Annotated in this window: 21 protein-coding genes, 1 tRNA gene and 2 pseudogenes; 10 read left to right on the forward strand and 14 right to left on the reverse strand. The window is 73.9% G+C overall.

Annotation, left to right across the window (positions count from 1 at the left end):
* Positions 1-58: 58 nt before the first annotated feature.
* The 4 genes from ACIRPK_RS17285 to ACIRPK_RS17300 all read right to left on the reverse strand — a co-directional run bounded on the left by ACIRPK_RS17285 (position 59) and on the right by ACIRPK_RS17300 (position 3616).
* Positions 59-135: transfer RNA gene (locus tag ACIRPK_RS17285), tRNA-Pro, on the reverse strand.
* A 134-nt stretch (positions 136-269) separates the two neighbouring features.
* Positions 270-1625 (reverse strand): MFS transporter, encoded by a 1356-nt coding sequence (locus ACIRPK_RS17290; RefSeq protein ID WP_403039246.1) that lies wholly within the window; start codon positions 1623-1625, stop codon positions 270-272.
* Between the two features lie 174 nt (positions 1626-1799).
* Positions 1800-2585, reverse strand: a complete 786-nt coding sequence (locus tag ACIRPK_RS17295) for a DUF1684 domain-containing protein (protein ID WP_403039249.1) — start codon at positions 2583-2585, stop codon at positions 1800-1802.
* A 161-nt stretch (positions 2586-2746) separates the two neighbouring features.
* The gene (locus ACIRPK_RS17300; RefSeq protein WP_403039252.1) at positions 2747-3616 is read right to left on the reverse strand and encodes an acyl-CoA thioesterase; all 870 of its coding nucleotides are present in this window, start codon (positions 3614-3616) and stop codon (positions 2747-2749) included.
* 159 nt (positions 3617-3775) lie between these two features.
* Here ACIRPK_RS17300 and ACIRPK_RS17305 point away from each other — a divergent pair, with 159 nt between their 5' ends.
* The gene (locus tag ACIRPK_RS17305) at positions 3776-4183 is read left to right on the forward strand and encodes an ArsR/SmtB family transcription factor (RefSeq protein WP_403039255.1); all 408 of its coding nucleotides are present in this window, start codon (positions 3776-3778) and stop codon (positions 4181-4183) included.
* A 30-nt stretch (positions 4184-4213) separates the two neighbouring features.
* On the opposite strand, the gene ACIRPK_RS17310 is transcribed toward ACIRPK_RS17305, so the two are convergent.
* The 4 genes and pseudogenes from ACIRPK_RS17310 to ACIRPK_RS17325 form a co-directional block, all read right to left on the reverse strand.
* Complete coding sequence (locus tag ACIRPK_RS17310; protein ID WP_403039600.1) at positions 4214-5596, reverse strand: nitrate/sulfonate/bicarbonate ABC transporter ATP-binding protein; 1383 nt, start codon at positions 5594-5596, stop codon at positions 4214-4216.
* Positions 5597-5648: 52 nt separating this feature from the next.
* The gene (locus tag ACIRPK_RS17315) at positions 5649-7376 is read right to left on the reverse strand and encodes an ABC transporter permease (RefSeq protein WP_403039258.1); all 1728 of its coding nucleotides are present in this window, start codon (positions 7374-7376) and stop codon (positions 5649-5651) included.
* 303 nt (positions 7377-7679) lie between these two features.
* Positions 7680-7796, reverse strand: a pseudogene (locus ACIRPK_RS17320) (IclR family transcriptional regulator C-terminal domain-containing protein); the annotation flags it as partial.
* Positions 7797-7902: 106 nt separating this feature from the next.
* Positions 7903-8523: an alpha-ketoglutarate-dependent dioxygenase AlkB gene (locus ACIRPK_RS17325; protein WP_403039261.1), complete on the reverse strand. Its 621-nt coding sequence runs from the start codon at positions 8521-8523 to the stop codon at positions 7903-7905.
* A gap of 132 nt (positions 8524-8655) precedes the next feature.
* Between ACIRPK_RS17325 and ACIRPK_RS17330 the strand changes: the two genes are divergently transcribed.
* A complete protein-coding gene (locus tag ACIRPK_RS17330) occupies positions 8656-9243 on the forward strand; it encodes a DinB family protein (RefSeq protein WP_403039264.1) in 588 nt (195 codons plus the stop codon).
* Between the two features lie 24 nt (positions 9244-9267).
* Entirely contained in the window at positions 9268-9738 is a 471-nt protein-coding gene (locus ACIRPK_RS17335) for a hypothetical protein (protein ID WP_403039267.1), read from the forward strand.
* Positions 9739-9750: 12 nt separating this feature from the next.
* Here ACIRPK_RS17335 and ACIRPK_RS17340 read toward each other — a convergent pair whose 3' ends face one another.
* Positions 9751-11268 (reverse strand): hypothetical protein, encoded by a 1518-nt coding sequence (locus ACIRPK_RS17340; protein ID WP_403039270.1) that lies wholly within the window; start codon positions 11266-11268, stop codon positions 9751-9753.
* Between the two features lie 79 nt (positions 11269-11347).
* Here ACIRPK_RS17340 and ACIRPK_RS17345 point away from each other — a divergent pair, with 79 nt between their 5' ends.
* Both ACIRPK_RS17345 and ACIRPK_RS17350 read left to right on the forward strand, forming a co-directional pair.
* A complete protein-coding gene (locus ACIRPK_RS17345; RefSeq protein WP_403039273.1) occupies positions 11348-11911 on the forward strand; it encodes a YbaK/EbsC family protein in 564 nt (187 codons plus the stop codon).
* 193 nt (positions 11912-12104) lie between these two features.
* Complete coding sequence (locus ACIRPK_RS17350) at positions 12105-12635, forward strand: GNAT family N-acetyltransferase (protein ID WP_403039276.1); 531 nt, start codon at positions 12105-12107, stop codon at positions 12633-12635.
* Between the two features lie 64 nt (positions 12636-12699).
* Here the strand turns inward: ACIRPK_RS17350 and ACIRPK_RS17355 are convergent, their stop codons facing one another.
* Complete coding sequence (locus ACIRPK_RS17355; RefSeq protein ID WP_403039279.1) at positions 12700-13062, reverse strand: MerR family transcriptional regulator; 363 nt, start codon at positions 13060-13062, stop codon at positions 12700-12702.
* 32 nt (positions 13063-13094) lie between these two features.
* Positions 13095-14111: a zinc-binding dehydrogenase gene (locus ACIRPK_RS17360; protein WP_403039282.1), complete on the reverse strand. Its 1017-nt coding sequence runs from the start codon at positions 14109-14111 to the stop codon at positions 13095-13097.
* 209 nt (positions 14112-14320) lie between these two features.
* Here ACIRPK_RS17360 and ACIRPK_RS17365 point away from each other — a divergent pair, with 209 nt between their 5' ends.
* The 4 genes from ACIRPK_RS17365 to ACIRPK_RS17380 are packed head-to-tail and all read left to right on the forward strand — an operon-like array spanning position 14321 to position 17695.
* Positions 14321-14725, forward strand: a complete 405-nt coding sequence (locus ACIRPK_RS17365) for a hypothetical protein (protein ID WP_403039284.1) — start codon at positions 14321-14323, stop codon at positions 14723-14725.
* Positions 14722-15519, forward strand: a complete 798-nt coding sequence (locus ACIRPK_RS17370) for a Rossmann-like domain-containing protein (RefSeq protein WP_403039287.1) — start codon at positions 14722-14724, stop codon at positions 15517-15519. Before ACIRPK_RS17365 ends, ACIRPK_RS17370 begins: the two co-directional genes overlap by 4 nt.
* Positions 15516-16595: a PLP-dependent cysteine synthase family protein gene (locus ACIRPK_RS17375; protein ID WP_403039290.1), complete on the forward strand. Its 1080-nt coding sequence runs from the start codon at positions 15516-15518 to the stop codon at positions 16593-16595. The genes ACIRPK_RS17370 and ACIRPK_RS17375 overlap by 4 nt, the downstream gene beginning before the upstream one ends.
* Positions 16592-17695 (forward strand): enolase C-terminal domain-like protein, encoded by a 1104-nt coding sequence (locus ACIRPK_RS17380; RefSeq protein ID WP_403039293.1) that lies wholly within the window; start codon positions 16592-16594, stop codon positions 17693-17695. Before ACIRPK_RS17375 ends, ACIRPK_RS17380 begins: the two co-directional genes overlap by 4 nt.
* On the opposite strand, the gene ACIRPK_RS17385 is transcribed toward ACIRPK_RS17380, so the two are convergent.
* The 3 genes and pseudogenes from ACIRPK_RS17385 to ACIRPK_RS17395 all read right to left on the reverse strand — a co-directional run.
* The gene (locus ACIRPK_RS17385; protein ID WP_403039295.1) at positions 17647-18315 is read right to left on the reverse strand and encodes a leucyl/phenylalanyl-tRNA--protein transferase; all 669 of its coding nucleotides are present in this window, start codon (positions 18313-18315) and stop codon (positions 17647-17649) included. The two genes, ACIRPK_RS17380 and ACIRPK_RS17385, sit on opposite strands and share 49 nt — an antisense overlap.
* Positions 18316-18337: 22 nt before the next feature.
* Positions 18338-21337, reverse strand: a complete 3000-nt coding sequence (locus ACIRPK_RS17390; protein ID WP_403039603.1) for an amino acid adenylation domain-containing protein — start codon at positions 21335-21337, stop codon at positions 18338-18340.
* A gap of 63 nt (positions 21338-21400) precedes the next feature.
* A pseudogene (locus tag ACIRPK_RS17395) lies at positions 21401-21715 on the reverse strand (MbtH family NRPS accessory protein); the annotation flags it as partial.
* Between ACIRPK_RS17395 and ACIRPK_RS17400 the strand changes: the two are divergent.
* The gene (locus ACIRPK_RS17400; RefSeq protein ID WP_403039298.1) at positions 21635-24772 is read left to right on the forward strand and encodes an EAL domain-containing protein; all 3138 of its coding nucleotides are present in this window, start codon (positions 21635-21637) and stop codon (positions 24770-24772) included. The pseudogene ACIRPK_RS17395 and the gene ACIRPK_RS17400 overlap by 81 nt on opposite strands.
* Positions 24773-24875 lie beyond the last annotated feature (103 nt).

A 24875-nucleotide genomic window follows, 5' to 3' on the forward strand; every position in this document is an offset into this window, starting at 1 on the left:
AATTCGAAAAGGCCACCCTCGCATCTCTGCGAGAACGGCCTCCGACCTGCGAAAACGCTGGTCGGGACGACAGGATTTGAACCTGCGACCCCTTGACCCCCAGTCAAGTGCGCTACCAAGCTGCGCCACGTCCCGTGGTCTGGCTGCCTGGGCCTGGGGCTTCGGCTTTCTGACCGTGTCGCCGATCTCCCGGCGACGTGGAAAACAATACAGCACGGGGAGGGGTGCTCGTTGCCAGTTTCCGGTGCGGGGCAGGCGTGCCGTGCAGGTCAGTGGGCGGGGTGGTGGGAGTCGTAGCGGCGGAAGGCGGGGCGGCGGGCCGCGAGGAGGAGGACGGCGGCCGCGCAGGTCAGGCCGCCGGTGAGGAGGGCGGTGGTGGAGGTGGTGAGGGAGGCGACGGTGCCGGCGAAGAAGTCGCCGAGGCGGGGGCCGCCGGCCACCACCACGATGAAGATGCCTTGGAGGCGGCCGCGCATGTCGTCGGGGGCGCCGACTTGGAGCATGGTGTTGCGGAAGATCATGCTGATGCTGTCCGCGCAGCCGGCGGCGGCGAGCATCAGCAGGCCGAGCCAGAGGTGGGTGGAGAGGCCGAACGCGGCGATGGCCAGGCCCCAGGCGGCGACGCCGGTGACGATGGCGATGCCGTGCCGGCGCACCCCGGAGACCCAGCCGGAGAACAGGGCGCCAGCCAGCGAGCCGACGGCGGGGGCGGCGACCAGCAGGCCGACTGTGCCGGGGCCGCCGCCGTAGACGGTGAGGGCGATGGCGGGGAAGAGCGCGCGGGGGGAGGCGAAGACCATCGCGATCAGGTCGGCGACGAAGCTGGTGCGCAGGTTGGGGCGGCTGCGCAGGAAGCGCAGGCCGTCCAGGACGGAGGCGCGCTTGCGGGGGGCGCCGTCGCCGGGGCGCATGGCGGGCAGCCGCCACATCGCGTAGAGGGTGCCGCTGAAGGCGAGGGTGTCGACCAGGTACGCGGACTGGACCCCGAAGGCGGCGATCAGCAGTCCGCCGATCATCGGACCGACGGTGGTGCCCAGGCTCATGCTCATGCTGCCCAGCGCGTTGGCGGCGGGGAGCTGGTGGGGCGGCACCAGGCGCGGGATCATCGCCGACCGGGCCGGGGAACTGAGCGCGAAGAAGCCGGACTGCAGGGCGACCGCCGCGTACAGCAGGCCCACCGAGCCGAGGCCGAGCATGGCCTGCACGGCCAGTACGGCGGAGGTGAGGGCGAGTCCGGAGGAGCCGACCAGGCCGAGCAGGCGGCGGTCCACGGTGTCGGCGATCGCACCGCCGTACAGGCCGAGGCCGACCAGCGGGACGAGCGAGAAGAGCCCGACCAGGCCGGTGGCGAAGCTGGAACCGGTGAGCGCGTACACCTGGACGGCGACCGCCACCGCCGTCATCTGCTGGCCGACGGCGGAGACCACCTGGCCGGTCCAGAGCCGCCGGTAGTCGGGGTGCTCCCGCAGCGGGCTGAGATCGGCGAGCGCACCGCGGCCCAGCCGGCGCCAGCGCCCACCCCCTCCCGCCGACCGGGGGTCGGCCGGGCCCACGGAGACGGGATCGGCGGGTACGGGGTCGGCGGGTACGAGGTCGGCGGGTATCGCCTCCGAGGACCCGCCCACGGAGAGGCCATGGTCGGCGCGACCGGCCGGACCGGCCGGACCGGCAGAACCGGCGGGATCGGAGCTGGACGGGGTGGCGGGCGCAGGGGGAGTGGTCGGCACGGGCCTCATCCTCGCTCACTGCCCCGCCGCCGCCGAAACGGTTTCCACCCGCCCGGCGCCCGTCCGCCCCCGCTACTTGGTCAGAACCTGCTTCTCGCCCGCCTCGACCGCCACCGTCAGCCGGTTGCCCGGCGGCGGGAAGGGGCAGACGAAGTGGTCGGCGAACGCGCACGGCGGCAGGTAGGCCCGGTTCAGGTCGAGCACGGTGCGGCCGTCGCCGTCCGGCGCGGGCAGCACGACGAAGCGGAACCGGTACGTCTCCCGCCCGCTGGTCCCGTCCGCGATCACCCCGGTCAGCCGGTCGCCCTCGCGGCTCACGGTCAGGGTGTGCGGCTCGCCGGCCAGTTGGAAGGCGATCCGGCCGGTGACCGCGAGCGGCCGCTCCCGGCCGTCGGCGTTCGGCACCAGCACGTCCTGGTCGCTCTCGAACGGGGTGAAGACGGCGGGCACCGCCCACTCCGGCGCGTACGGGTAGGCGGCGATCCCGGCGAACGATGCCCGCGCCGGGGAGTCCGGGTCGAAGACCCGGAGGGCGAGCTCACCCTCGCGTTCGATCGGCACCAGCAGGATCTCACCGAACGTCAGCAGGTCGGCGTCCGGAGCGGTGTCGGGGCGCAGCTCGACGGTGCCGTCCAGCGCGCCCTCCGCGCCCCGCACCCGCAGCCCGTCGGCGGCCTTGGCCTGCACGAGCACCGCACCGTCGGCGGCCCACCAGCTGCCGGGCAGGCCCGGGATCGCGGTGGGCTCGGGCTCCAGCCAGTGCGTGCCGGTGAGGGCGAGGGCCCCGTGCGGGGCGCCGACGGCGGCGGTGCGGCGCTCGGTCCAGCGCTGCCACGCCTCGGTGGCGGTGTCGGTCATGACTGCTTCCTCCCTGTTCGGGTACGGGCCTGTTCGCGTCCGGGCCGTACGCCTGCGTGCCGTGTGCATCCGGGTCGAATGCCTGCGAGCCGTACCCGTACCGGCCGTACGGCTACGAGTTGTGAGCGTACGACCCGTCCGCGCACGAGCGGCGTCTACCCTCAGACCCGTCGGTCACCCAGCGGCCGGAACAGTCCTTCCTGCATCACCGAGACGACCAACCGGCCGTTCCGGTCGAAGATCTGACCCCGGGCCAGCCCGCGCGCGCCGTGCGCGATCGGGGACTCCTGCTGGTAGAGCAGCCACTCGTCGGCCCGGAACGGGCGGTGGAACCACATCGCGTGGTCGAGCGAGGCCATGTCGAAGTTCCGGGTGCCCCAGAGCGGTTCGACCGGGGCCCGGACCGAGTCCAGCAGCGTCATGTCGCTGGCGTAGGTGAGCGCGCAGACGTGGATCAGCGGGTTGTCGGGAAGCGCGCCATTGGTCTTCAGCCAGACCCCGCTGCGCGGCTCGACCCCGACCAGCTCCTGCTGGGTCCACTTCAGCCGCTCCACGTACCGGATGTCGAAGGGCTGGCGGCGGCTGATGAACGGCGGCAGCTCACCCAGCCGGGCGCCCACCTCGTCCAGCGCGCTCGGCAGGTCCTCCGGGCCGGGGACGTCCGGCATCGCCTCCTGGTGCTCGATGCCGCCCGCCTCGGGCACGTGGAAGTCGGCGGTCAGGGCGAAGATGCTCCGCCCCTGCTGGATGCCGAGCACCCGGCGGGTGGTGAACGACCGCCCGTCCCGGATCCGGTCCACCTGGTACACGATCGGCACCCCGGGCACGCCCGGCCGCAGGAAGTACGCGTGCAGCGAGTGCACCGGCCGGTCGCCCTCGACCGTCCGCCCCGCCGCCACCAGGGCCTGCCCGGCCACCTGCCCGCCGAAGGTCCGCTGGAGCGCCTCCTCGGGGCTGCGCCCCCGGAAGATGTTGAGCTCGATCTGCTCCAGGTCGAGCAGGTCCACCAACTGGTCGACGGGGGTGCCCATAGTCGTGTCGTCCTCTCTCGGCCGGGCCGCGTACCGGGCCCGACGCTGCGTTCGTCTACCCAGAAGTCTGCACATCCCACCGGCATTCCCGCCCGGCGCGCCCGGCGGGCCGGGCCAGGCCGCGTCAGGCCGTGCGGGCATGCGGCGTAGGATATTTGCATGGGAGCGCAAGTACGACCGTGGGACGCCGCCGGGGCCGAACGGGCGGTGGCCGTGCTCAAGGCGGTGGCCGATCCGGCCCGGTACCGGCTGCTGTGGGCGCTGAGCGGGGCGGAACTGCCGGTGAGCGCGCTCGCCGAGCTCCTCGGGGCGCACGTGGCGGCCACCTCCCAGCACCTGGCGAAGCTGCGGGCCGCCGGACTGGTCGACTCCCGGCGGGAGGGGACACGGATCTTCTACCGGGCCGCCCAGGGCGCCGACGTGCGGGGCCTGCTGGAGACGGCCCTGGTGGTCGGGCGGACGGCGGTACCGGGCCCCGACGTCACCGGGGCCGCGCCGGCGGGGGAGCCGGCGGTGGCCCGAGCCCGAGCCCGGACCAGGCAGGCCCTCGCACCGAAGCACGCCTAGCCGCACCGGCCCCGCTCTCACTCACCCGTCTCACTCACCCGGCCCGTCGCCTTCGCCGCGCCCGAGCAGGCCGTTCTCGTCCAGGCGGTACTCCTGGCGCTCGGCGTCGTAGGTGTACAGCTCCGCGTACCGGCCCCAGTCGGTGGCGGTCTCCAGCTGGCGGTCCACCTGCACGCTGGTGAAGTGGTGCGCCAGGATGTCGCGGAAGAAGCCGGCCCGCAGGGTGCCGGACGGATTCTGCCGCAGGCTGCTGGTGATCAGCTGGACCAGCGGCACGCCGATCGCGGCCATCGCGAAGACGGTCTTCGAGGTCTGGACGTCGGCCCGGGCGAAGGCGGTGCCGCGCTCGGTGAGGACCAGGTCGCCGCCGCCGACGGTGGCCAGGTCGAGCAGGTCGAGGGCGTCCACCAGGGGCAGCAGGTCGTCGACCTCCAGGCCCAGGTCGTCGGCCAGATCGGCCAGGTCGCAGCTGCCGCCCGCGTGCGCGACCAGTTCGGCCAGGCCGGCCAGGCCGTCCACCCCGGCGGCGGGGAGCGGGGTGTTGGCGGGGGTGCGGCGCTCGGCCGGGGTGTCCCGGCCGGGGGTGCGGGTCTCCTTCGTCCGGCCGGTCATGGTCCGGTACACCTGGTCGATCAGCTCCTCGAAGGCGGGGCTGTTGCGGTCGCGCGGCCGGTCAAGACCGACCTCGAAGGTGGCCTGGACGGTGCCGTACGGGCGGGAGCCGAGCACCACGATCCGGTCGGCCATCAGCACGGCCTCCTCGATGTTGTGGGTGACCAGCACGATCGCCCGGGCCGGGAACCGGCCGGACTCCCAGAGCTCCATCAGCTCGCCGCGCAGGTTCTCGGCGGTCAGCACGTCGAGCGCGGAGAACGGCTCGTCCATCATCAGCACGTCCGGCTCGACAACCAACGCCCTTGCGAAGCCGACCCGTTGGCGCATGCCGCCGGAGAGCTCCTTGGGGTAGGCGGACTCGAAGCCGTCCAGGCCGATCAGGTCGATCGCCTGTCGGGCGGCCTCGGCCCGGTCGGTGGCGTTCCAGCCCTGGGCCTCCAGGCCGAGTTCGACGTTCTGCTGGACCGTCAGCCAGGGCAGCAGGGCGAAGCTCTGGAAGACCATCGCGGTACCGGGGTTGGCGCCGTTCAGCGGCCGGCCCCGGTAGCAGACGGTGCCGGAGCTGGCCGGCACCAGGCCGGCCAGGCAGCGCAGCAGGGTGGACTTGCCCGAGCCCGACCGGCCGAGCAGGGCGACCACCTCACCGGTCCGGATCTCCAGGTCGATCCCGCCCAGCACCGGCAGCTCGCCGTCGGCACCGGCGTACGACTTGGTCAACCCGACGGTCTCCAGCAGGACTTCGCCGTCCACGGCACGGGGCAGGGCGGTGGCCGGACGGGTCCGGCGCAGGGTGTTCAGCTTCACGGGGGAACCTCCGGAGGTCCAGAAAAGGGTCCAGCAGGGCGAGGGGTCAGAGCGAGTAGCGAGTCTCGGCGAGCCGGTACAGCCGCCGCCAGACCAGCCGGTTGAGCGCGACCACGTACAGGCTCATCACGGCCACCCCGGCCAGCAACCGGGGGAAGTCGCCGTCGCCGGTGGCCTGCGCGATGTACGCGCCGAGGCCGGTCGCGGTCAGTGTGGTGGCGCCGAAGGTGACCACCTCGGAGACGATCGAGGCGTTCCAGGCGCCGCCGGAGGCGGTGATCCCGCCGGTGACGTAGGAGGGGAAGACACCGGGCAGGATCAGCCGCTTCCAGCGCTGCCAACCCCGGACGCCGAGGTCGTCCATCGCCTCGCGCAGGTCGCCCGGGATCGACATGGCGCCCGCGATGGTGTTGAAGAGGATGTACCACTGGGCGCCGAGCGCCATCAGCAGGATGCCGCCGACGTCGATCGACAGACCGGTCCTGAGGAAGAACCAGACCGCCAGCGGGAACAGGAAGTTGGCGGGGAAGCTGGCCAGCACCTGGATCACCGGCTGGGCGATCCGGGTCAGCTTCGGGGAGAAGCCGATCCAGACCCCGACCGGCACCCAGATCACGGTGGCGGCCACGATCAGCACCGACACCCGGGCCAGCGTGGCCAGTCCGAGCAGCAGTGGCTCGCCGAACACGCCGAGTCCGGTGCTGGCGTCCAGGTAGCGGCCGAGGTCGACCAGGCCCCAGAGGATCAGGCCGCCCGCCACCACGGCGAAGACAACGTCCCCGGTCCGGCGCCTGGCCGGGTCGACCACCAGCGGGCGGTCGTCGATGCCGAACACCCGGCCGGCCCGGGAGCAGGCCAGTCCCAGCGGGCGGAGCCAACGGCCGATCAGGCGGGGCCAGTTGGATCGCCGCAGGAAGTCCAGCACCAGCGAGCGCTGGGCCTCGCCGGCCTCCGACTGCTCGTTCTTGAAGCGTTCGGTCCAGGCGGTCAGCGGCCGCCAGAACAGGAAGTTGACCCCGATCACCATGACCGCCATGGTCAGGATCGCCCAGCCGACCTTGCCCAGGTCGCCGTCGGCGATGGCCGCCCCGGCGTAGGAGCCGACGCCCGGCAGGGCGTACTCCCGGCTGCCGACGCTGATCATCTCGGAGGCGACCAGGAAGAACCACCCGCCGCCGAAGCTCATCATGCCGTTCCAGACCAGGCCGATCGCCCCGGCGGGCAGCTCGACCTTCCAGAACCGCATCCACCGGGTGAAGCCGAACGACCTTGACAGCTCGTCCAGTTCGCGGGGGAGCGAGGTCAGCGACTGGTAGAACCCGAAGGTCATGTTCCAGGCCTGCGAGGTGAAGATGGCGAACACCGCCGCGCACTCCAGGCCGAACATCGAGCCCGGGAAGAGCGCGAGGAAGCCGGTCACCGCGATGGTCAGGAAGCCGAGCACCGGGACCGACTGGAGGATGTCCAGGGCCGGGATCAGCACCCGCTCCAGCCGGCGGCTGCGGGCGGCGGCGTAGGCGTAGCAGAAGGTGAAGACCACCGCGGCGGCCAGTGCCACGAACATCCGCAGCAGGCTGCGGGCCGCGTCGTACGGCAGTTGGGACGGGCTGGTGTCGACCAGGGTGGTCCGGTCGGGGGTGAACGAGACCGTGGTGCCCTGGCCCACCCGCAGGGCGGTGTAGAGCAGGACCAGGACGGCCGAGGCGACCACCAGGTCGACCCAGGAGAAGCGGCCCGACCTGCGGGCAAGGGTGTGCTGCGTACGGAACGACATCACGAGCGGGACCTCCGGTGCACACTGTGCGCACGCCGAGGTCCCCGGTCTGCGGCAGGCACGCCGACGGCCGGGCAACCGACGGTGGCCGGTGCGGAGAGTTACGGAAAAAGGCTCAACGAACAACGCGGAGGCAGGGGCGACTGGGGGGCTCGGTACGCATGGCTGCCTCCTTTCGGTTCGGGGCACGGCGCAGGGCCGGTTTCGTTCCGTCCCCCCGAGTCTGCACCCTTGTTGCGCGAATGCGCAAATAAGCGCGGACCCCCGGCTCGCGACCAGGGGGCCGGGCACCCGGACCCGGGCCGCGGTGATCCGGGAGGTCAGGCCGGCGACCGGGAGTGCGCCCGTCACGGTGTCGGTGTGGTCGAAGACCGGGGCGGCCGCGCAGTGCACCTCGGGCTCGTTCTCCCGGTCGTCCGCCGCGTAGCCCCGGCCTGACGATGCTGCCGGGGCTGCTGTTCTTCGTCCTGGTCCAGCGTCACCTGGTCTCCGGGCCGGGAGGTGCGGTCAAGGACCGAACGGGTGCTCAGTTGACCCCGCGGGGGCGGAACTGGATGCTGATCCGCGGCCCGACCGGGCGGGCGGTCTTCGGCACGGCGTGGTCCCAGGTCCGCTGGCAGGAGCCGCCCATCACCAGCAGGTCCCCGTGCCCGAGCGCGTACCGGACCGACTCCCGGCCCCCGCCGGCGGGCCGCAGCGCCAGGGCGCGCGGCTCGCCGACCGAGACGATCGCCACCATGGTGTCCGCCGACCGCCCGCGCCCGATCCGGTCCCCGTGCCAGGCCACGCTGTCGTTCCCGTCCCGGTAGAGGCAGAGCCCGGCCGTCACGAACGGCTCGCCCAGCTCGGCACCGTAGTGCGCGCTCAGCTCCGCCCGCATCTCCGCCAGCACCGGATCGGGCAGCACGTCCCGCTCCCCGAAGTACGCCAGCAGCCGGGGCACCGCCACCACCCGCTCGTACATCTCCCGCTGCTCGGCCCGCCAGTCGACCTCGTCGGCCAGCCGCTCGAACAGCGCGTCCGCCCCGCGCACCCACCCGGGCAGCACGTCCACCCATGCCCCGTGGCCCAGCGTGCTGCGGCGCAGGCCGTCGAGCGGCCCGAGCTCGGGGCGGTCGGCGCTCAGCAGTGATCCCTGGAAGTTCATGGGGCCAGCGTACGCCCAGGATCGAATGAACGTTCTATTTGGGAGTGGGGGATCATTCGTTCGGGGGCGGGTGGTCGGCGGCCTCCGAAAGTCGGTGGAGGCGGCGCGAGGGTCGCTGGCAGACTGGCGCGCATGACCGATTCCGGGCCCAAGGCAGACCTCCAGCTGTACCTGCAGGACGCGCGCGACGTCCTGCTGCTGAAACTCGACGGGCTCTCGGAGTACGACCTGCGTCGGCCGATGACGCCGACCGGGACCAATCTGCTCGGGCTGGTCAAGCATCTGACCAGCGCCGAGGCGGCGTACTTCGGTGAGACCTTCGGGCGGCCGTTCGAGACGCCGAGGCTCTGGATCGCCACCGACGCCGAGCCGAACTCCGACCTGTGGGCGACCGCCGACGAGAGCCGCGAGCAGATTGTCGGCCTGTACCGGGCGGCTTGGGCCCACTCGGACGCGACGATCGCGGCGCTGCCGCTCGACGCGCTCGGTCGGGTGCCGTGGGGGCCACGGAGCGAGCTGACCCTGCATCGCATCCTGGTCCACATGATCGGCGAGACCCACCGGCACGCGGGCCACGCCGACATCGTCCGCGAACTGGTCGACGGATCGGTCGGCCAGCGCGGCGAGAACGACAACCTGCCACCCGGCGACCCCACTTGGTGGGCGGCGCACCATGCCAGGCTGGAGCAGGTGGCCCGCGAGGCAGGTGCGAGGGCCTGACCCTCGCGTGGTCAACTTGTCGACATGGAAACTGTGTTGGCCGCCGCCGTGGCCGTACTCGGCACGCTGACGGGGACGTTCGGGACGCTGGTGCTCCAGCGCCGCCAGGCCGACCGCACAGCGGCGTCCGCCCAGGCGGAGCGCCTGCGGCAGGAGCGGGCGAGCGCCTGCCTGGTACTTGCCGAGGCGTTGGCGGAGCTGGAACGCGCAGCCGTCGGCGTCTGGCTCCGCCGCCACGACCGTCCGCGCGACGAGGACGCCGTCCGCGCCGCCCGGCAGGAGGCCGACCGGTCGGGTGCGGCGGCCCAGTCGGCGATGTTCCGGATGCAACTGATGACCGGTGATCAGCGACTGGGGACGCTCGCCCACACCGCCTTCGAGCTGGTCGGCGGCATCCAACCCGCCGCCGACCGTGCGGAGTTGAAGCGCACGGAACGGGCCTTCGAGCAGGCGGTGGAGGCGTTCATCGCGGAGGCCCACCGCCTGGTGATCTGACGGGCGCCCGGCTCAGCGACCGGCGACCAGCCGTGCCATGACGGCACGCGGCAGGGCCGGGTGGGCGGCGGCCGCCTCCACCACCTGGAAGTCGTCGTCATCGAGCAACTCGGTCAGCACCGAGGGCGGGAGAGCGGGATGCCCGGCTGCCGACCGCCGAGCCCGACGGTCGGTCAGGCAGACCCGGAGGGCCGGCGCCGTCGCGTTCGGGTGCCGGGCGATCTCCCGGAGTGCCCTCAGGGCCGGTGGGTTGCGATGGGCGAGGTCCGCCAGCAGGGCCGCCGGAGCACCGGGGTTGGCGGCCACCGCAGCGGCCACCCGGTCACCGTGGCGGGCGAGCACTGCCCGGAGCTGAGCTTCCGACAGCCCGGGATGCGGTGCCACCGAGGCGACGACTTTCGCGTCGGGATCGGCCGCCAGGGCGTCCCGCACCCCGTCCGGCAGGTCCCGGCGCTGTGCCACCAGCATCCGGACCTGCGGACTCGCGGACCGGGCGAGTTCGGTGACCTCGCTCGGGGAGGCGGACGCCACCCGGGGCAGCAGGACCGGTCCGATCCGGCCGGTGGCGGCCAGCCGGGTGAGCAGGTCGAGCGGCAGCCGGGGGTGGTGGGCGAGGCTGCGCCGGACGTCGTGCCCGTCGTCCTCGGCCAGTCGGCGCTGCAGGGCCGCTCCGATCGCCGGGTTCGCCGCCAGGGTGGACCTGGTCCAGGGCATGTCGTCCTCGGCGACGCGCGCGTAGGTGGCGGCCGACTGGTCGGTCCGGCAGGCGAGTTCGCGGCGCAGCAGCAGGGATGGATGGTCCGCGAAGGCTGCGCAGGGGGCCGGCGGAGTGGCCGGGTTGGCCAGGGCCGCCCACTGGATCGCGTGCACCGTGGACTGGTGTCCGGCGTCGCAGGCGGCGCCCGGCGGCAACGCGCAGTCGGGGCGCGGGCAGTGCGGATCGTGCTCGAACGGGATGGTCGCGCGCTCGCAGACCAGGCACCAGCGGGCTTGCGGCAGTCCCTCGCCGGTGAGCAGCATCGCCAGTACGGCCGGTGGCGCGGCCTGGTTGACGGCCACCGAGCGGCGTACCTCGGCGTGGGGGTGCGCCGCCAGCCGGGCGGCCACTTCGGCCGTGGTGCACAGCGCGAGCTCCGCGACCACCCGGATCTCGGGGTCGACGGCGAGCTGTGCCACCACGTCGGACGGCAGGCCGGGGCAGGCCGCCAGCTTCTCGCGGACCTCGACGGCCGGATCGACTGCCAGCAACCGGGCCCAGGACGGGAGTCCGCGACCTTCGTCGAGCAGGGCGAGCGCGGCCCCGGGCTGCCCGGCGGGATCGACGTCGGCGGCGGCGAGCAGGCCGGACCGCGCCAGCCGGACCGCCGCGTCCTCGTCGCGCGCCGCCAGAGCGACCACCTGGGCGGCTGTCAGGTCCGGACGGCCCGCGAGCTCCGCCAGCACGTCCGGGTCGGCCCCGGCGATCAGCCGGTCCAGGAGGGCGCCCGGCAGTGCGGGGTTGACGGCGAGGCCGAGCAGGCGGGGGTCCACGGCAGAATCCTGCCCGAAGGGTGTTCCCGTGGCCCGTGGATTTCCACGGGCCTCCTCGACCACGGAAGGTCTTACCGCCATGAACGACCGTCAGCCCGCACCGTTCGGGAACTTCGAGACCGCCTTCGCCGCCGCCACGCTGGCGGAGCCGCTGGTCGGGCCGGTCGCGGACGCGTTGAAGAACTGGGACGTGCCCGGCGCCGCCCGGTCGGTGCTGTACGTGGACACCGATCCGGCGAGGGCGGACACCGCCGTGTTCTGCGAGGCGTACGACGTCGCCCCCGAGGCGTCCGCGAACTGCGTGGTGATCGCCGCCAAGCGCGGCGGGGAGACCACGCTGGCGGCCTGCCTGGCGCTGGCCGGTACCCGGGTGGACGTCAACACGGCCGTCCGCAAGCACCTCGGCGCGCGCAAGGCGTCCTTCGCGCCGATGGAGACGGCCGTCGCCGAGACCGGCATGGAGTACGGCGGCATCACGCCCGTCGGCCTCCCGGTCGGCTGGCCGCTGCTGATCGACGCGGCCGTGGTGGCGGCGCCGTACGTGCTGGTGGGCAGCGGGCGGCGGCGGGGCAAGCTGATCCTGCCGGGCCGGATGCTGGCCCAACTGCCGGGCGCGCAGGTGCTGGAGGGCCTGGCGGGGTAGCGGTCCAGGGCCTGTGGTCGAACTCCCGTCGTCGCCCGGAGAGCGGCCCTGCGGCGTCCGGTGCGGGCTCTCGGCATGCCGGGCGGGAGCCCTCGTGCTGGGTCGTCCTTGGGCTTTCGTCCGGTGCGGCGAGCGTGCGTGCCAGACGTCGTGGGGCAGGCGGGAGTCTGACGACAGGTCCTAGGGTGGCCCGATGAGCGAAGACACCGGCATCACCCTGCGGCCCGTGCGCGAGGACGACCTGCGGGTCCTTGAGCCGTTCCTCACCGATCCCGAGGCGGCCGGCGAGTTCCAGTGGCAGGGCTGGTCCGACCCGGGCCGGTGGCGTCGGCAGTGGCTGGAGAACGGGATGCTCGGCGAGGAGGGCGGCACGCTGATGGTGGTCACCGCCGACGGGGCGCCGGCCGGGTTCGTCTCCTGGCGGAAGGTGATGTGCTGGCGGGGCTCGTCCTGCTGGAACACCGGGATCTCGCTGCTGCCGGAGGTACGGGGGCGGGGTCTCGGCGCACCGGCGATGCGTGAACTGGTCCGCTACCTGTTCGCGCACACCCAGCTGGTCCGGATCGAGGCGGCCACCGAGGTGGCGAACCTCGCCGCCCAACGGGTGCTGGAACGGGCCGGGTTCAGCCGGGAGGGCGTGCTGCGCAGCGTCGCGTACCGGCAGGGCCGGTGGCACGACGGGGTGGGGTACAGCGTGCTGCGGTCCGACGCCGGCTGGCAGTAGCCGACGCTGGGAGGGCCGGGCCGGGCCCGTCCTGATCCCGACACCCGCGCGGGCCGGGCGCCGGTCAGGCGCCGGTCCGTTCGGCCAGGGACCGACGCAGCCGGGTCAGCCGGGCGATCTCGGCGTCGAGTGCCGCGAGCCGTCGCTGCACCACCGTGGCGGCGGGGGAGGGCGGCCCGGCGGAGGGACAGGCCGGGAGCGGGTCCGCGGCGAGCAGGTGGAGCCGGTCGGCGCAGTGGCGGACGTCCTCGATGGTGAGGCCGAGCGCGAGCAGGCCCCGGACAGCCCGGACCCGGGCCAACTCCGCCGGACCGTACTCACGTTGGCCCGAGGCCGAGCGCGCCGGGGTGAGCAGCCCGCGCTGTTCGTAGAGCCGCAGGGCCCTCGGTGTGGTGCCCGCCGCTGCCGCCGCGTCCCCGATCCGCATCCGCCCGCCTTCCCGCCGCCGGTGCCCGGAGGCTACAACTCGACCACGACGGCGCCGACCTGCCGACCGTCGATCAACTCCCGCAACGCTCCCGGTGCGCGCCCGATTCCGGGGAGCACCGCGTGCGGGAAGGTGATCTCCCCGGAGCGCAGCCAGCCGCCGAACCGAGCCGTCCACTCGGCCGCCACCCCGGGGTGCTCGGTGCCCCGGTAGCCGCGCAGCGAGATGCCGTTGACCACGATCCGGAAGCTGTCCAGCAGCACCGGTGAACTGCCACCCGCCCGGTCGGCGGCGAACTGGCCGGAGAGCGCGCCGACCAGGGCGAACCGGGCCCCGGCCCGGCCCGCCCGCACGGCCGCCGTCAGCTGTTCGCCGCCGACGGTGTCCAGCAGGACGTCGATCCCGTCCGGCGCGGCCCTCGCCAGCTGTGCCCCGAAGGGCTCGGCCGCATCGCGCAACAGGACCGCGTCGTAGCCGAGTTCGGCGGTCAGCCGGGCCGCCTTAGCCGCCGAACCGGTGCTGCCGATCACCCGCCCGGCCCCGAGCAACCGGGCGACCTGGCCCGCCAGCGAACCCACGCCGCCGGCCGCGCCGGTCACCAACACCGTGTCACCGGGGCGGACTTCGGCCAGTCGGGTGAGCGCGCCGTAGCCGGCCTCGCCCATCGAGAGCTGGGCGACCGGCTCGGGCAGCGCCGGGTCCATTGGTGCGCAGGACCCGGCGGGCAGTACGGCGTACTCCCGCCAGCCCGCGTGGTGCGAGACCAGGGTGCCCGGTGGCAGTGCGCCGGCCAGCACCTCGCCGACCGCCGGGCCGAACAGGGTGTCACCGGCGTGCAGCCGGGGGAGCGGCACCCCGTCCACCTCGCCGCCGATCAGGGTGCGCAGACCGGGGAAGACGGCGAAGTACCGGTTTCTGACCAGGACTTCACCCTCCCGGAGGGCCGGCAGTCGGGTTTCCATCAGGGCGAAGTGACGCGCTTCGGGCAGCCCGTCGGGCACGGCGGTCAGCCGGACCTCTCGGCTGTGGGTGGGCAGGGTCGGGCTCATCGGTGACGGCTCCTCGGAATCGGTCCGGAAACGGGAGCCGCGACGCTAACCCCTGCCCCGTGGGTCAGGGGCAAGCGACTGGTTGACGTGGAGTGCAATTGAAAATGAAAACGCATGTCGTATAGGTTCTCCTTCCACACCGTCTGCCGGGTGGAGCGAGAGGGAGAGCCGTGGCGCATCTGTTGGTGATCGAGAGCTGGGTCGGGTCCATGAGCAGACTGCTGCGCCCGGCCGGGAACCGGATTACCGAGCTGGTCCGCCGCGTCACCGGCATCGACCTGGCGGCGGCCGCCGTGGACGTCGCGCTCGGCGCCGCACCGGACCTGACGCACCGTCCGACCGGTGTCGCCAGCGCGGCGATCGCCTTCCTGCTGCCGGAGCGGAACGGCCTGCTGGCCGGTGTCGACGGCGCGGAGCAGGTCGGGCAGCACCCGGCGGTGGTCGAACTGACCCTGGCCGAGCCGGGCCGCCAGGTCCGCCGCGCGGTCAGCAACAACGAGTACCTCGGCCACCTGCTGGCCACCGACCCCGAGGGCGCCGCCGCGCTCGACACCGCCGAACGGCTGCTCGCCCGGCTGGTGCCGCGCTACGCCGAGGAGGCGGTGCGGGCATGACCAGCGCCGTCGGCACACTGGTCGAACGGGTCAACTCCGGTGCGTACGGCCTCGATCCGGCGACCGAGCGGATCGCGCTCGCCTTCAGCACCAGCCAGGCCGTCCGGCACCCGGGCCGGTCGGGCGGGTACCGGAACGAGGTGCTCAGCCTGCGGCTCGGCGCGGCCGTCGGCTCCTGCGCGGTCGAGCCGGGGACGCTGCCGCCCGGGACCCTGGACGACTGCGTCGGCGCGAGCGCCGCCGAGCTGTTGGGGCACCCGGAGCTGCCGGTGCGGATCGCCGCGCTGGACGCCTTCCTGCTGCTGGCCCGCCCGCACGTCCCCGAGCACGGCGCCCGCCCGGTGCCGATCCCGGCCGGGAGTACGCTGGCCCGCTCCCGGGCCCGGGCCCGCGCGGTGGTCGGGCTGGTCCCGGCCCGGGTCCGGCGGGTGCTGGTGGTCGGCGTGGTCAACTCGCTGCTGGAGCGGCTCCGCGAGCGCGGTACCGCCTACCTGCCGTGCGACCTCAAGGGCGGCCGGACGGAGTGGGGCGAACCGATCCGGACCGAGGCCGAACTCGACGACTGCGACGCGATGCTGGTCTCCGGCATGACGCTCGGCAACGGCAGCTTCGAGACCTTCGCCGAGCACGCCCGGCGCACCGGCAAGCCACTGGTGATGTTCGCCCAGACCGGCAGCGGCGTGCTGCCCCGGCTGCTGGGCGACGGGGTCACCGCGGTCAGCGCCGAGCCCTACCCGTTCTTCTGGCTGGACGGCGGCCCAGGCACCGTCCACCTGTACGGGGGGCCGCGATGACCACCGCGCTCCGCCCGCCGGTCACGGCCAACCCCGAGCTGCTCGCCCTGCTCGGCCGCACCCCGCTGGCCCGGATCGGCACACCGCTGCCGCAGCCGCATCCGGGCTTCTGGGCCAAGCTGGAGTACCTCGGCGCGGGCGGAATGAAGGCCAGATCGGCCGTCGCGATACTGCGCGGTGCCCACGCCCGGGGCGAACTGCTCAGCGGAGCACCGGTGGTGGAGTCCACCTCGGGCACCCTGGGCATCGGGCTGGCCTTCGCCGGGCAGGCACTCGGGCACCCGGTGGTGCTGGTGGGGGACAGTGAACTGGAGCCCTCCATACGCCAGTTGCTCCGCTCGTACGGGGCCCGGCTGGAGCTGGTCGACCGGCCGGCCGAGCGGGGCGGCTGGCAGGCCGCCCGGCTGGACCGGGTGCGCGAGCTGCTCGACCGGATGCCCGGGGCGTACTGGCCGGACCAGTACAACAACCCCGACAACGCGGCCGGTTACCTCTCGATGGCCCGTGAGCTGACGGACCGGCTCGACCGGCTGGACGTGCTGGTGTGCAGCGTCGGCACCGGCGGCCACAGCGCCGGGCTGGTCGAGCCACTGCGCCGCCGCTGGCCCCGGCTCCGGGTGATCGGGGTGGACTCGGTCGGCTCGGCGATCTTCGGGCAGCCCGCCAGGCCACGGCTGATGCGCGGCCTCGGCAGCAGCATCCACCCCCGCAACGTCGGCCACCGGCACTTCGACGAGGTGCACTGGGTCGGCCCGGCCGAGGCGGTGGACGCCTGCCGGCGGCTGGCCAGGGGCAGCTTCGTCAGCGGCGGCTGGAGCACCGGGGCGGTCGCGCTGGTCTCCGCCTGGGCCGCGGGGGCGCAGCCCGGCGCGGTGGTCGCCACCGTCTTCCCGGACGGACCGCACCGCTACCTGGGTACGGTCTACGACGACGACTGGTGCCGGGCCCGCCGGCTGCCCGCGCCGGTCCCCGCACCGGTGGAGATCCCGCACGCGGGCGCCGTCGAGGTGACCGGCTGGGCCCGCTGCCGCACCGTCGTCGACCCACTGGACCCTCCGAGGGAGCCCCGACCGTGAGACTCGACCTGCGGGTGGTGGAACTCCAGCTGGCCGAACCGCTGCGGATCTCCCGCTCCACCATGACCTCCCGCGACGCGGTCGAGCTCACCGTCCGACACGCTGGGGCGAGCGGCCACGGCGAGGTGGTCGCCAGCACCTACCTGGGGCTGCCCACCGGGGAGATCCTCCGGCACGGCCGGGCCCTGGACCTGCTCCGCTACCCCGACCCGGAGACCGCGCTGAGCGAACTCCATTGCCTGGCGGCCCCGTTCGGGGAACTGCCGCCCGGGGTGCCGGCCGGCCTGGAGGCCGCGCTGCTCGATCTGGTCGGCAAGCGCGCGGGCGCCCCCGTGCACCGGCTGCTCGGCCTGTCGGGGGCACCCGCCGCCACCGCCCGCACCATCGCGATCGTCGACCCGGCCCGGGCCGCCGCCCAGGCCGCCCGACTGGCTGCCGACGGCTTCCGGGTGCTCAAGGTCAAGGCGGGATCGGCCGATCCGGCGGACGACCTGGCCCGGGTCAGGGCGGTGCGGGCCGCCGCCCCCGAGGCCGAGCTGCTGCTCGACCCGAACGGGGCCTGGACGGTCGCCCGGTCCCTGGCCCTGATCCCGCGGTTCGCCGCGCTCGGGGTGACCGCTGTCGAACAGCCCACCGTCCCGGGGCACCCGGAGTGGCTGGCCGGGGTGGCCGAACGCTCCGAACTGCCGGTGATCGCCGACGAGGACGCGGTCTCCCTGACGGACGCCGTCCGGCTGGCCGGCCGGGTGCAGGGGATCAACGTCAAGCTCGCCAAGTGCGGCGGCGTCTCGGCCGCGCTGCGGATCTGCGCCGCCCTGCAGGGCAGTGGCACCGAGGTGATGCTCGGCTGCCTGACGGCCAGTTCGCTCGGCATCGCCCCCGCCGTGCACCTGGCCGACCGGGCCCGCTGGGTCGACCTGGACGGCCACCTGCTGCTCCGGCACGACCCCTGGCGCGGCATCGGTGGCACCGACGGCGTGGTCCGGACCACCGACCGGGCCGGGCTCGGGGTCGTCCCGGCGGGGACGGTGACGCCGCCCGCCGGGCGCTCTCAGTCGCCCGGCGGTGGCGTGTCCGGCTCCCGCAGCACGGCCAGATAGCGTTCCCTGGGAAGTAGTTCGGCCCCCAGTGAGCGGACGTGCGGGCTGTCCCACTGGGCGTCCAGCAGCCGGCCGCCGACCGCTCCGAACCGGGTGGCCAGCTCGGCCAGCGCCAGGCTGCCCGCCCCCGGCCGACGGTGGAACATCGAGTCGAGGCTGAGCACCGGACCGACCCGGATCCCGTACGCGCCGCCGACCAGCTGCTCGCCCGCCCAGACCTCCCCGCTCACCGCCCGCCCGTCCCGGTGCAGTTGCTCCAGTGCGGCCAGCAACTCGTCGGTCATCCAGCGGGGTTCGCGCTCGGTCCGGCACTCCTCCAGCACCCGGCCGAAGGCCCGCCCGACCGTGCAGTGCAGGCCGGTCCTGCGCCGGGCCCGCAGCCGGGCCACCGGCAGCACCGGCCGGGGGTCGGGCGACCACCAGGCCAGCGCGTACGGGTCGGCGCCGCCGACCAGCGGGGCCGGACCGCCCGCCCAGCGCGCCTCGTTGAAGGCGGCCAGCACCGGATCGGCCGCCGGGAAGGGGAACAGACCGGCCCGGCAGGCCCCCAGCAGGGTCGCCGCGTCCAGCACCCCGCCGAACGCCACCGGTCCGTCGGCCGGGGCCTCGCTCAGGTCCAACTCCTGCCACCACACCGCCCGTTCACCTGCTCACCGACGGCGGGTCGAGGTAGCCGGAGCCGATCAGGTGGCACAGGTAGCGGTCCAGCAGCGGCCCGTCCACCGGCGGGAACTCCAGCCCGCTGCCGGCCAGGTCCGCCACCACCCGGGACCGGTCGAAGCGCGGGAAGGTCCGGCGGAAGTACATCTCGCTGACCGTCAGGTCGGGCCGCCCCGCACAGCGGTCCACGAACAGCGGCAGGAACGGGGTGGCCGGGTGCTTGGGGTGCTCGGCGGCGTACCGGGCGAACTCGCGCACCCAGTCCTGGTACGGCAGGTCCCGCACCGGGTACCCGAACGCCCGCAGCCGGGAGGTCAGTTCGCCGATCAGCGGGTGCCGGGGATTGGTCAGGTGGTACGCCTGCCCGGTGGCCTCGACGTGGGTGGCGAGGTAGGTCACCGCGCGGGCGAAGCTGTCGGCGGGCAGGAAGTCCATCGGCAGGTCCACGTCGGGTGCGGAGCCGCTGTCGGCGAACAGCCGGATCAGTGCGCAGATCTCGGTACTGCTGTTCATCGCGCCGGTGGCCCGGTCGCCGGTGACGTCGTTCAGCCGGTGCGAGACCACCGGGAGCCCCGCCTCGGACGCCTGCCGCAGCAGCTCCTCGGCCACCCACTTGGTCTCGGCGTACCCGACCGAGAGGTGCCCGGGGTAGCCGAGCGGGGTGCGCTCGGTGACCTGCCGGACCCCGGCCGCCCCGTACCCGGCCAGCACCGACATGCTGGACAGGTGGTGCAGCGGGATGCCCCGGGAGTGCCCGGCCAGCCGGACCAGCTCGCGGGTGCCCCCGACGTTGACGGCGCTCAACTCCCGGTAGGGATAGATGAAGTTGACCCGCGCGCCGCAGTGCAGGATCAGGTCGAGGCCCGCCGCCAGCTCGGTGAAGCGCCGTTCGGTCAGCCCGAGCAGCGGCGCCCCGAGATCGCCGGGCTCGGGCACCACCCGGCCCGGAGCCGTCCCGTCCAGCGGGTCCCGGAGCAGGTACCGCAGGCCGGCCGCGCGGAGCCGCTCCAGGCCCTGCCCGGGGTCGCTCTCACGGACCAGGCAGTGCACGGTGGCGTCGGTCTCCCGGAGCAGCGCGTCCAGCAGGTGCGAGCCGCAGTAGCCGGTGGCTCCGGTGAGCAGGATCGCGCCCGGTCGGCGCCAGTTCGGCGGCGGGCCGCCGTCGGACCGGATCGGCACCCCGAGCTCGGCCTCGGCGGCGAAGTCGGGCGGCGGGCCGCCGCCCGTCAGGGTGCCGGCCCGGGCCGCCTGGGTGTTCCCGGCGAACGCCGCCAGCGTCGGCTCCTCCAGCAATGCCCGGGTGAGCGCCCGGAGTTGGCCCACACCGATGCCGAACATGATCCGGGCCCGGGCGAGCATCTCGGTGGCCAGCAGCGAGTCGCCGCCGATCCGGAAGAAGTCGTCCCCCGGCCGGACCTGCGGCAGGCCCAGTATCCGGGCCCAGAGTTCGGCGACCCCGGTGCCGACCGGGGTGAGCACCCCGGTGGTGGCCGGCACCGGCGGGGGTGCGGCGGACAGCAGCAGGCCCTTGCGGTCCACCTTGCCGTTGTGGTCCAGCGGCAGTTCGGCCACCTCGTCCAGCCTGGCCGGGAGCATCCAGCGGGCCAGCCGGTCGGCCAGGTACCGGCCCAGCTCCTCGGCCCGGACCGGGGCCGCGGCGGTGTAGAAGGCGGCCAGCGCCCCGCTCTCGGCCACCACGGCGGCCTGGTCCACCGCCGGGTGGTCGGTGAGCGCCGACTCCACCTCGGCCGGGTCGACCCGGTAGCCGCGGATCTTCACCTGCCGGTCGATCCGGCCCAGACACTCCAGCTCGCCGTCCGCCCGCCACCGGCCCAGGTCCCCGGTCCGGCACATCCGGGCGCCCGGCTCGGCCGCGAACGGGTCCGGCCGGAACAGTTCGGCGGTCCGCCCGGGCTGCCGCCACAGCCCGAGCGCCACGCCGGGGCCGCCGAGGTAGATCTCCCCGGGCCGCCCCGGCGGGACGGGCCTCAGCTGCTCGTCCAGCAGGTGCACGGTGGCCCCGCCGACCGGCCGCCCGATCGGTGCCGGGGCGCCGGCCGGGCCCGCCAGCAGCTCGGGGCGCAGCTCACAGAGGGTGGAGGTGATGGTGGTCTCGGTCAGCCCGTAGGCGTTCATCAGCCGGACCCCGGGCCGGCGCCGGAGCCAGCGCCGGCAGTCCGCCGGCCGGACGGTGTCGCCACCGACGATGAGCAGCCGCAGGTCACCCGGCGGCGCAGGGTCCCGCTCGGTGGCGTTCTGGAACTGGTGCCAGTACGCGGGGGTCAGGTCCGCCACGGTGACCCGGTGATGGGCGAGCCGGTCGGCCAGCTCGGTCGGAGCGCACCCCCGCCGGTCCGCCAGCACCAGGGTGGCGCCGCCGACCAGGGTCGCGAAGACCTGCTCCAGCGAGGTGTCGAAGCCGAGCGCGGCCAGCTGCAGCACCCGGTCCGCCGGGCGCAGCCCGTACGCCGCGACCAGCGCGGTCAGCACGGTGGCGAACGAACGGTGACCGATCAGCACGCCCTTGGGCTCACCGGTCGACCCGGAGGTGTAGATCAGGTACGCCGGGTCCTCCGGCCCCGGGGCGGGCAACGGCCCGTCCTGGTCGGGCCCGGGCAGGTGGAGCTCGTCGTCGACCACCATGGTGTGCTCGGTGAGCCAGCCGTGGTCCCGGTCGGTGAGCACCGGCTCGGCCCCGGCGTCGGCGATCAGCCGGTCCAGCCGGCGCCGGGGCAGCGCGGGGTCGAGCGGCAGGAACGCGGCGCCGGACTTGAGCACGCCCAGCAGGGCGACCACCATGCCGGGGGAGCGGTCGTGACAGACCGCCACCGTCCGCCGGGCCCCGACGCCGCGGCCGCGCAGCCGCCGGGCCAGCAGATCCGAGCGCCGGTCCAACTCCGCGTAATCGAGCGAGCCGTGTTCCGAAATCACCGCAGGGTGACCGGGAATCAGCCGGGCCCGGGCCCGGACCAGCTCCGGCACGGAAAATTCCGTGGATTCCCCGGAATCCGGCCTGATATCCGTCCACAGAGCGTCGACGGCCGCTGCACAGTCGGCCAACACCGCTGGTGGTCCCACCTGTTGCCAGCCCGACGGCAGCTCGCGGAGACTCGGCCAGATCGAGTACTGGCCGTGTGAGTTCAGTACCGTCACCTGCAATTCACGATCAGCCACCTGTGCTCTCCCGGTGTGCTTCGGACCCGCGGTGAACTGTTCTTCGAATATACGCCGTCGGGTATTCTGGTCAGGATTCCATTCGGCTCCCGCCCAGAGGCTGCGATGACCAGATGGCGATGGCCCTACCCGGCGTTCGTCTTCCTCGGCTGGATGACCCTGCTGACCGCGCTGTACTACACGCACCCGGATCAGCGGATCATCTGGTGGACCGGGATCGGCCTGAGCGGTGTGGTCGCCATCGTGCTCGGCGTCGTCCGCAACCGGCCGGCCCACCCGCTGCCCTGGTTCCTGCTGGCCGCCGCGAACCTCAGCTTCACCGCCGGCGAGGTCGCCGAGGTGGTGCAGACCGAGATCCTCCAGCTGGTCAACCCGTTCCCGTCCATCGCGGACGGCTTCTACCTGCTGACCTTCCCGCTGTACGCGGCCGGGCTGCTGCTCTTCATCCGCCGCCGGAGCGCGGGCCGGGACCGGGGCAGCCTGCTGGACGCGCTGACCTTCACCGCCGGCCTGGCGCTGCTGGTCTGGATCTACATCGTGCTGCCGTCCGCGCAGAACTCCGAACTGACCTGGGTCCAGAAGGCGTTCTCGATCGCCTACCCGCTCGGCGACATCCTGGTCCTGGCCATGCTGGTACGGCTGCTGGTGCCACCGGCGCCGCGCAGCTGGTCGCTGCGGCTGCTCACCGTCGGCACCCTCGGGATGCTGGTCTCGGACGTGATCTTCGGGCTGATCCAGCTGCACGGGACGTGGCGGATCGGCACCCCGGTGGACCTCGGCTGGGCCGCCTTCTACACCGCCTGGGGCATTGCCGCGCTGCACCCCTCGATGGTCACCATGACCCGCCCGGCCCCGCGCCGGATGCTCGAGGTGGCCCGCGGCCGGATCGGGCTGCTCGCCTTCGCCTCGCTGATCGCCCCGGCGATGCTGATGCTGGACGCCTTCGTCGGCGACACCAGCAACGTCGGGGTGGTGGCCGCCTTCTCCGCGCTGATCTACCTGCTGGTGCTGGCCCGGCTGGCGGGCGTGGTGCGGACCCACCGGCAGGCCGTGGCCCGGGAGCGGGTGCTCCGGGTGGCGGTGAGCTCGCTGGCCGCCGCCACCCGGGTGGACGAGATCACCAGTGCGCTGCGGGCGGCCGGCACCGCGCTGCCGCCGCCCGACCCGGGCCGCCGGGTGCTGCTCGGGCTGAGCGACCAGGAGGGCGGGGTCAGGTTCCAGCCGCCGCACGGCCGCCCCGACGAGTGGCCGCCGTTCCGGGTGCCGCGCGCCGTCCGGCTGCTGGCCGCCACCGGGCGCAGCCACCAGTGCCGGCCGGCCGAGCTGGGGGCTGAGCTGGCGTCGGTGCTGGACGGCGCGGACCAGGCGCTGGTCTGCCCGCTGGCCCTGCGGGAGCGGCCGACCGGCGACCCGCTGATCGGGGTGCTGATCGTCGGCGGCGACGAGGAGGAGCTGTTGGCGCTCACCGACACGCTGGGCTCGCTCGCCTCGCAGGCGGCGCTGGCGCTGGAGCGGATCACGCTCAGCGAGGAGGTCAACCGCCGCAACAGCGAGGCGTACTTCCGCAGCCTGGTGCAGAACGCCTCGGACGTCATCCTGATCCTGGACGAGGGTGACCGGGTCAGGTACGCCTCCACCTCGGCGGACCGGGTGCTCGGCTACCCCGACCTGGTCGGCACGCCGATCGGGTCGCTGGTGCCGTCGGAGGAGAGCCTCGCCGTGCTGGGTGCGCTGGACCAGATGCGCCGCGGCCCCGCCACCCGCGAGCGGCGCGAGCACTGGCGGATGCTCCGGCACGACGGGGTGGCGATCGAGGTCGAGGTCAGGCACAGCGACCTGCGCGGCGACCCGACCGTGGCCGGCTTGGTGCTGACCCTCCGGGACGTCACCGAACAGCGCCAGCTGGAGCGCGAGTTGAGCCACCGGGCGTTCCACGACTCACTGACCGGTCTGGCCAACCGGGTGCTCTTCCACGACCGGGTCAACCAGGCGTTCCGGCGCGGGGTCAGGGGCGGCCGGGCGGCCGGGGTGCTGCTGATCGACATCGACGACTTCAAGGTGGTCAACGACGCGATGGGCCACAGCGTCGGCGACGAGCTGCTGGTGGCCGTCTCGCTGCGGCTGTCCACCATCGCCCGGGCCTCGGACACCGCCGCCCGGCTCGGTGGCGACGAGTTCGCCGTGCTGATCGAGGACGCCCGCACCCCGGCGGACGCGGAGGGCTTCGCCGAGCACGTGATCCGGGCCTTCGACGAGCCGTTCCGGCTCAGCGTCGGCCCGGTGACCGTCTCGGTCAGCCTGGGCGTGGCCACCACCGACGACAGCGTCGACTCCACCGAGCTGATCACCCACGCGGACCTCGCGCTGTACGCGGCCAAGGGCTCCGGCAAGCGGCAGTGGCGGCGCTTCCAGCCGGTCCTGCAGGAGGGCATGATCGAGCGCCACGAACTCCAGGAGAGCCTGTACGGCGCCGTCGCGGACTCCGCCTTCCACCTGCTCTACCAGCCGATCGTGGAGATCGGCAGCGGCACCCTGGAGGGCTTCGAGGCGCTGGTGCGCTGGCCGCACGCCAAGCGCGGGATGGTCCCGCCGGAGCAGTTCATCACGCTGGCCGAGGAGAGCGGGCAGATCGTCCCGCTCGGCGCCTGGGTGCTCGGCCACGCCACCGCCGAGGCGGCCCGCTGGCAGCAGGTGACCGGCACCGGCGGCCCGCTGTACGTGAGCGTGAACGTCTCGGCCCGGCAGTTCCGCGACCCGGGCTTCGTCGAGGTGGTGCTGGCCGCGCTGGACGGGTGCGGGATGGAGCCGGAGTCGCTGGTGCTGGAGCTGACCGAGAGCGTGCTGATGCAGCGGGACGACCGGGTCAGGTCCGACCTGACCGCGCTGAGCCGGCTGGGGATCAGGCTGGCGATCGACGACTTCGGCACCGGGTACTCCTCGCTCAGCTACCTGCGGGAGTTCCCGATCACCATCCTGAAGATCGACAAGTCCTTCATCGACGGCCTGGAGCGCTCCCCGCAGCAGTACGCCCTGGTCGAGGGCATCACCCGGATCGCCGAGACGCTGGGGGTGCGGGTGATCGCGGAGGGGATCGAGACCGCCCGGCAGCGCGAGCTGCTCGGCGCGATGGGCTGCCCGCTCGGGCAGGGCTACCTGTTCTCCCGCCCGATGGACCCGGACCAGGCGGAGGCCCTGATCCGCAGCGGCCGGGCGTACGCGGAGCTGCCCCGGACGGTCTCCTGACCGAGCGCGCCGACGGCCGTGGAGGAATACCCCAGGGGGTATATGGTCCGGGTGTCCGCAGGGACGACCGGGCACGGGGAGAGCCGATGAACCGCGAGCACGC

Origin of the sequence: Kitasatospora sp. NPDC101801 (genome assembly GCF_044766665.1) — a bacterium.
GTDB lineage: Bacteria > Actinomycetota > Actinomycetes > Streptomycetales > Streptomycetaceae > Kitasatospora.

Excerpts from the sequence above, each read along its gene's own strand:
- ACIRPK_RS17400 (WP_403039298.1), top strand. The coding sequence starts at position 21,635 with ATGACCAGATGGCGATGGCCCTACCCGGCGTTCGTCTTCCTCGGCTGG.
- ACIRPK_RS17315 (WP_403039258.1), bottom strand. The coding sequence starts at position 7,376 with ATGTCGTTCCGTACGCAGCACACCCTTGCCCGCAGGTCGGGCCGCTTC.
- ACIRPK_RS17295 (WP_403039249.1), bottom strand. The coding sequence starts at position 2,585 with ATGACCGACACCGCCACCGAGGCGTGGCAGCGCTGGACCGAGCGCCGC.
- ACIRPK_RS17370 (WP_403039287.1), top strand. The coding sequence starts at position 14,722 with ATGACCAGCGCCGTCGGCACACTGGTCGAACGGGTCAACTCCGGTGCG.
- ACIRPK_RS17335 (WP_403039267.1), top strand. The coding sequence starts at position 9,268 with ATGGAAACTGTGTTGGCCGCCGCCGTGGCCGTACTCGGCACGCTGACG.
- ACIRPK_RS17375 (WP_403039290.1), top strand. The coding sequence starts at position 15,516 with ATGACCACCGCGCTCCGCCCGCCGGTCACGGCCAACCCCGAGCTGCTC.
- ACIRPK_RS17365 (WP_403039284.1), top strand. The coding sequence starts at position 14,321 with ATGAGCAGACTGCTGCGCCCGGCCGGGAACCGGATTACCGAGCTGGTC.
- ACIRPK_RS17350 (WP_403039276.1), top strand. The coding sequence starts at position 12,105 with ATGAGCGAAGACACCGGCATCACCCTGCGGCCCGTGCGCGAGGACGAC.
- ACIRPK_RS17300 (WP_403039252.1), bottom strand. The coding sequence starts at position 3,616 with ATGGGCACCCCCGTCGACCAGTTGGTGGACCTGCTCGACCTGGAGCAG.
- ACIRPK_RS17360 (WP_403039282.1), bottom strand. The coding sequence starts at position 14,111 with ATGAGCCCGACCCTGCCCACCCACAGCCGAGAGGTCCGGCTGACCGCC.
- ACIRPK_RS17305 (WP_403039255.1), top strand. The coding sequence starts at position 3,776 with ATGGGAGCGCAAGTACGACCGTGGGACGCCGCCGGGGCCGAACGGGCG.
- ACIRPK_RS17345 (WP_403039273.1), top strand. The coding sequence starts at position 11,348 with ATGAACGACCGTCAGCCCGCACCGTTCGGGAACTTCGAGACCGCCTTC.
- ACIRPK_RS17355 (WP_403039279.1), bottom strand. The coding sequence starts at position 13,062 with ATGCGGATCGGGGACGCGGCGGCAGCGGCGGGCACCACACCGAGGGCC.
- ACIRPK_RS17325 (WP_403039261.1), bottom strand. The coding sequence starts at position 8,523 with ATGAACTTCCAGGGATCACTGCTGAGCGCCGACCGCCCCGAGCTCGGG.
- ACIRPK_RS17330 (WP_403039264.1), top strand. The coding sequence starts at position 8,656 with ATGACCGATTCCGGGCCCAAGGCAGACCTCCAGCTGTACCTGCAGGAC.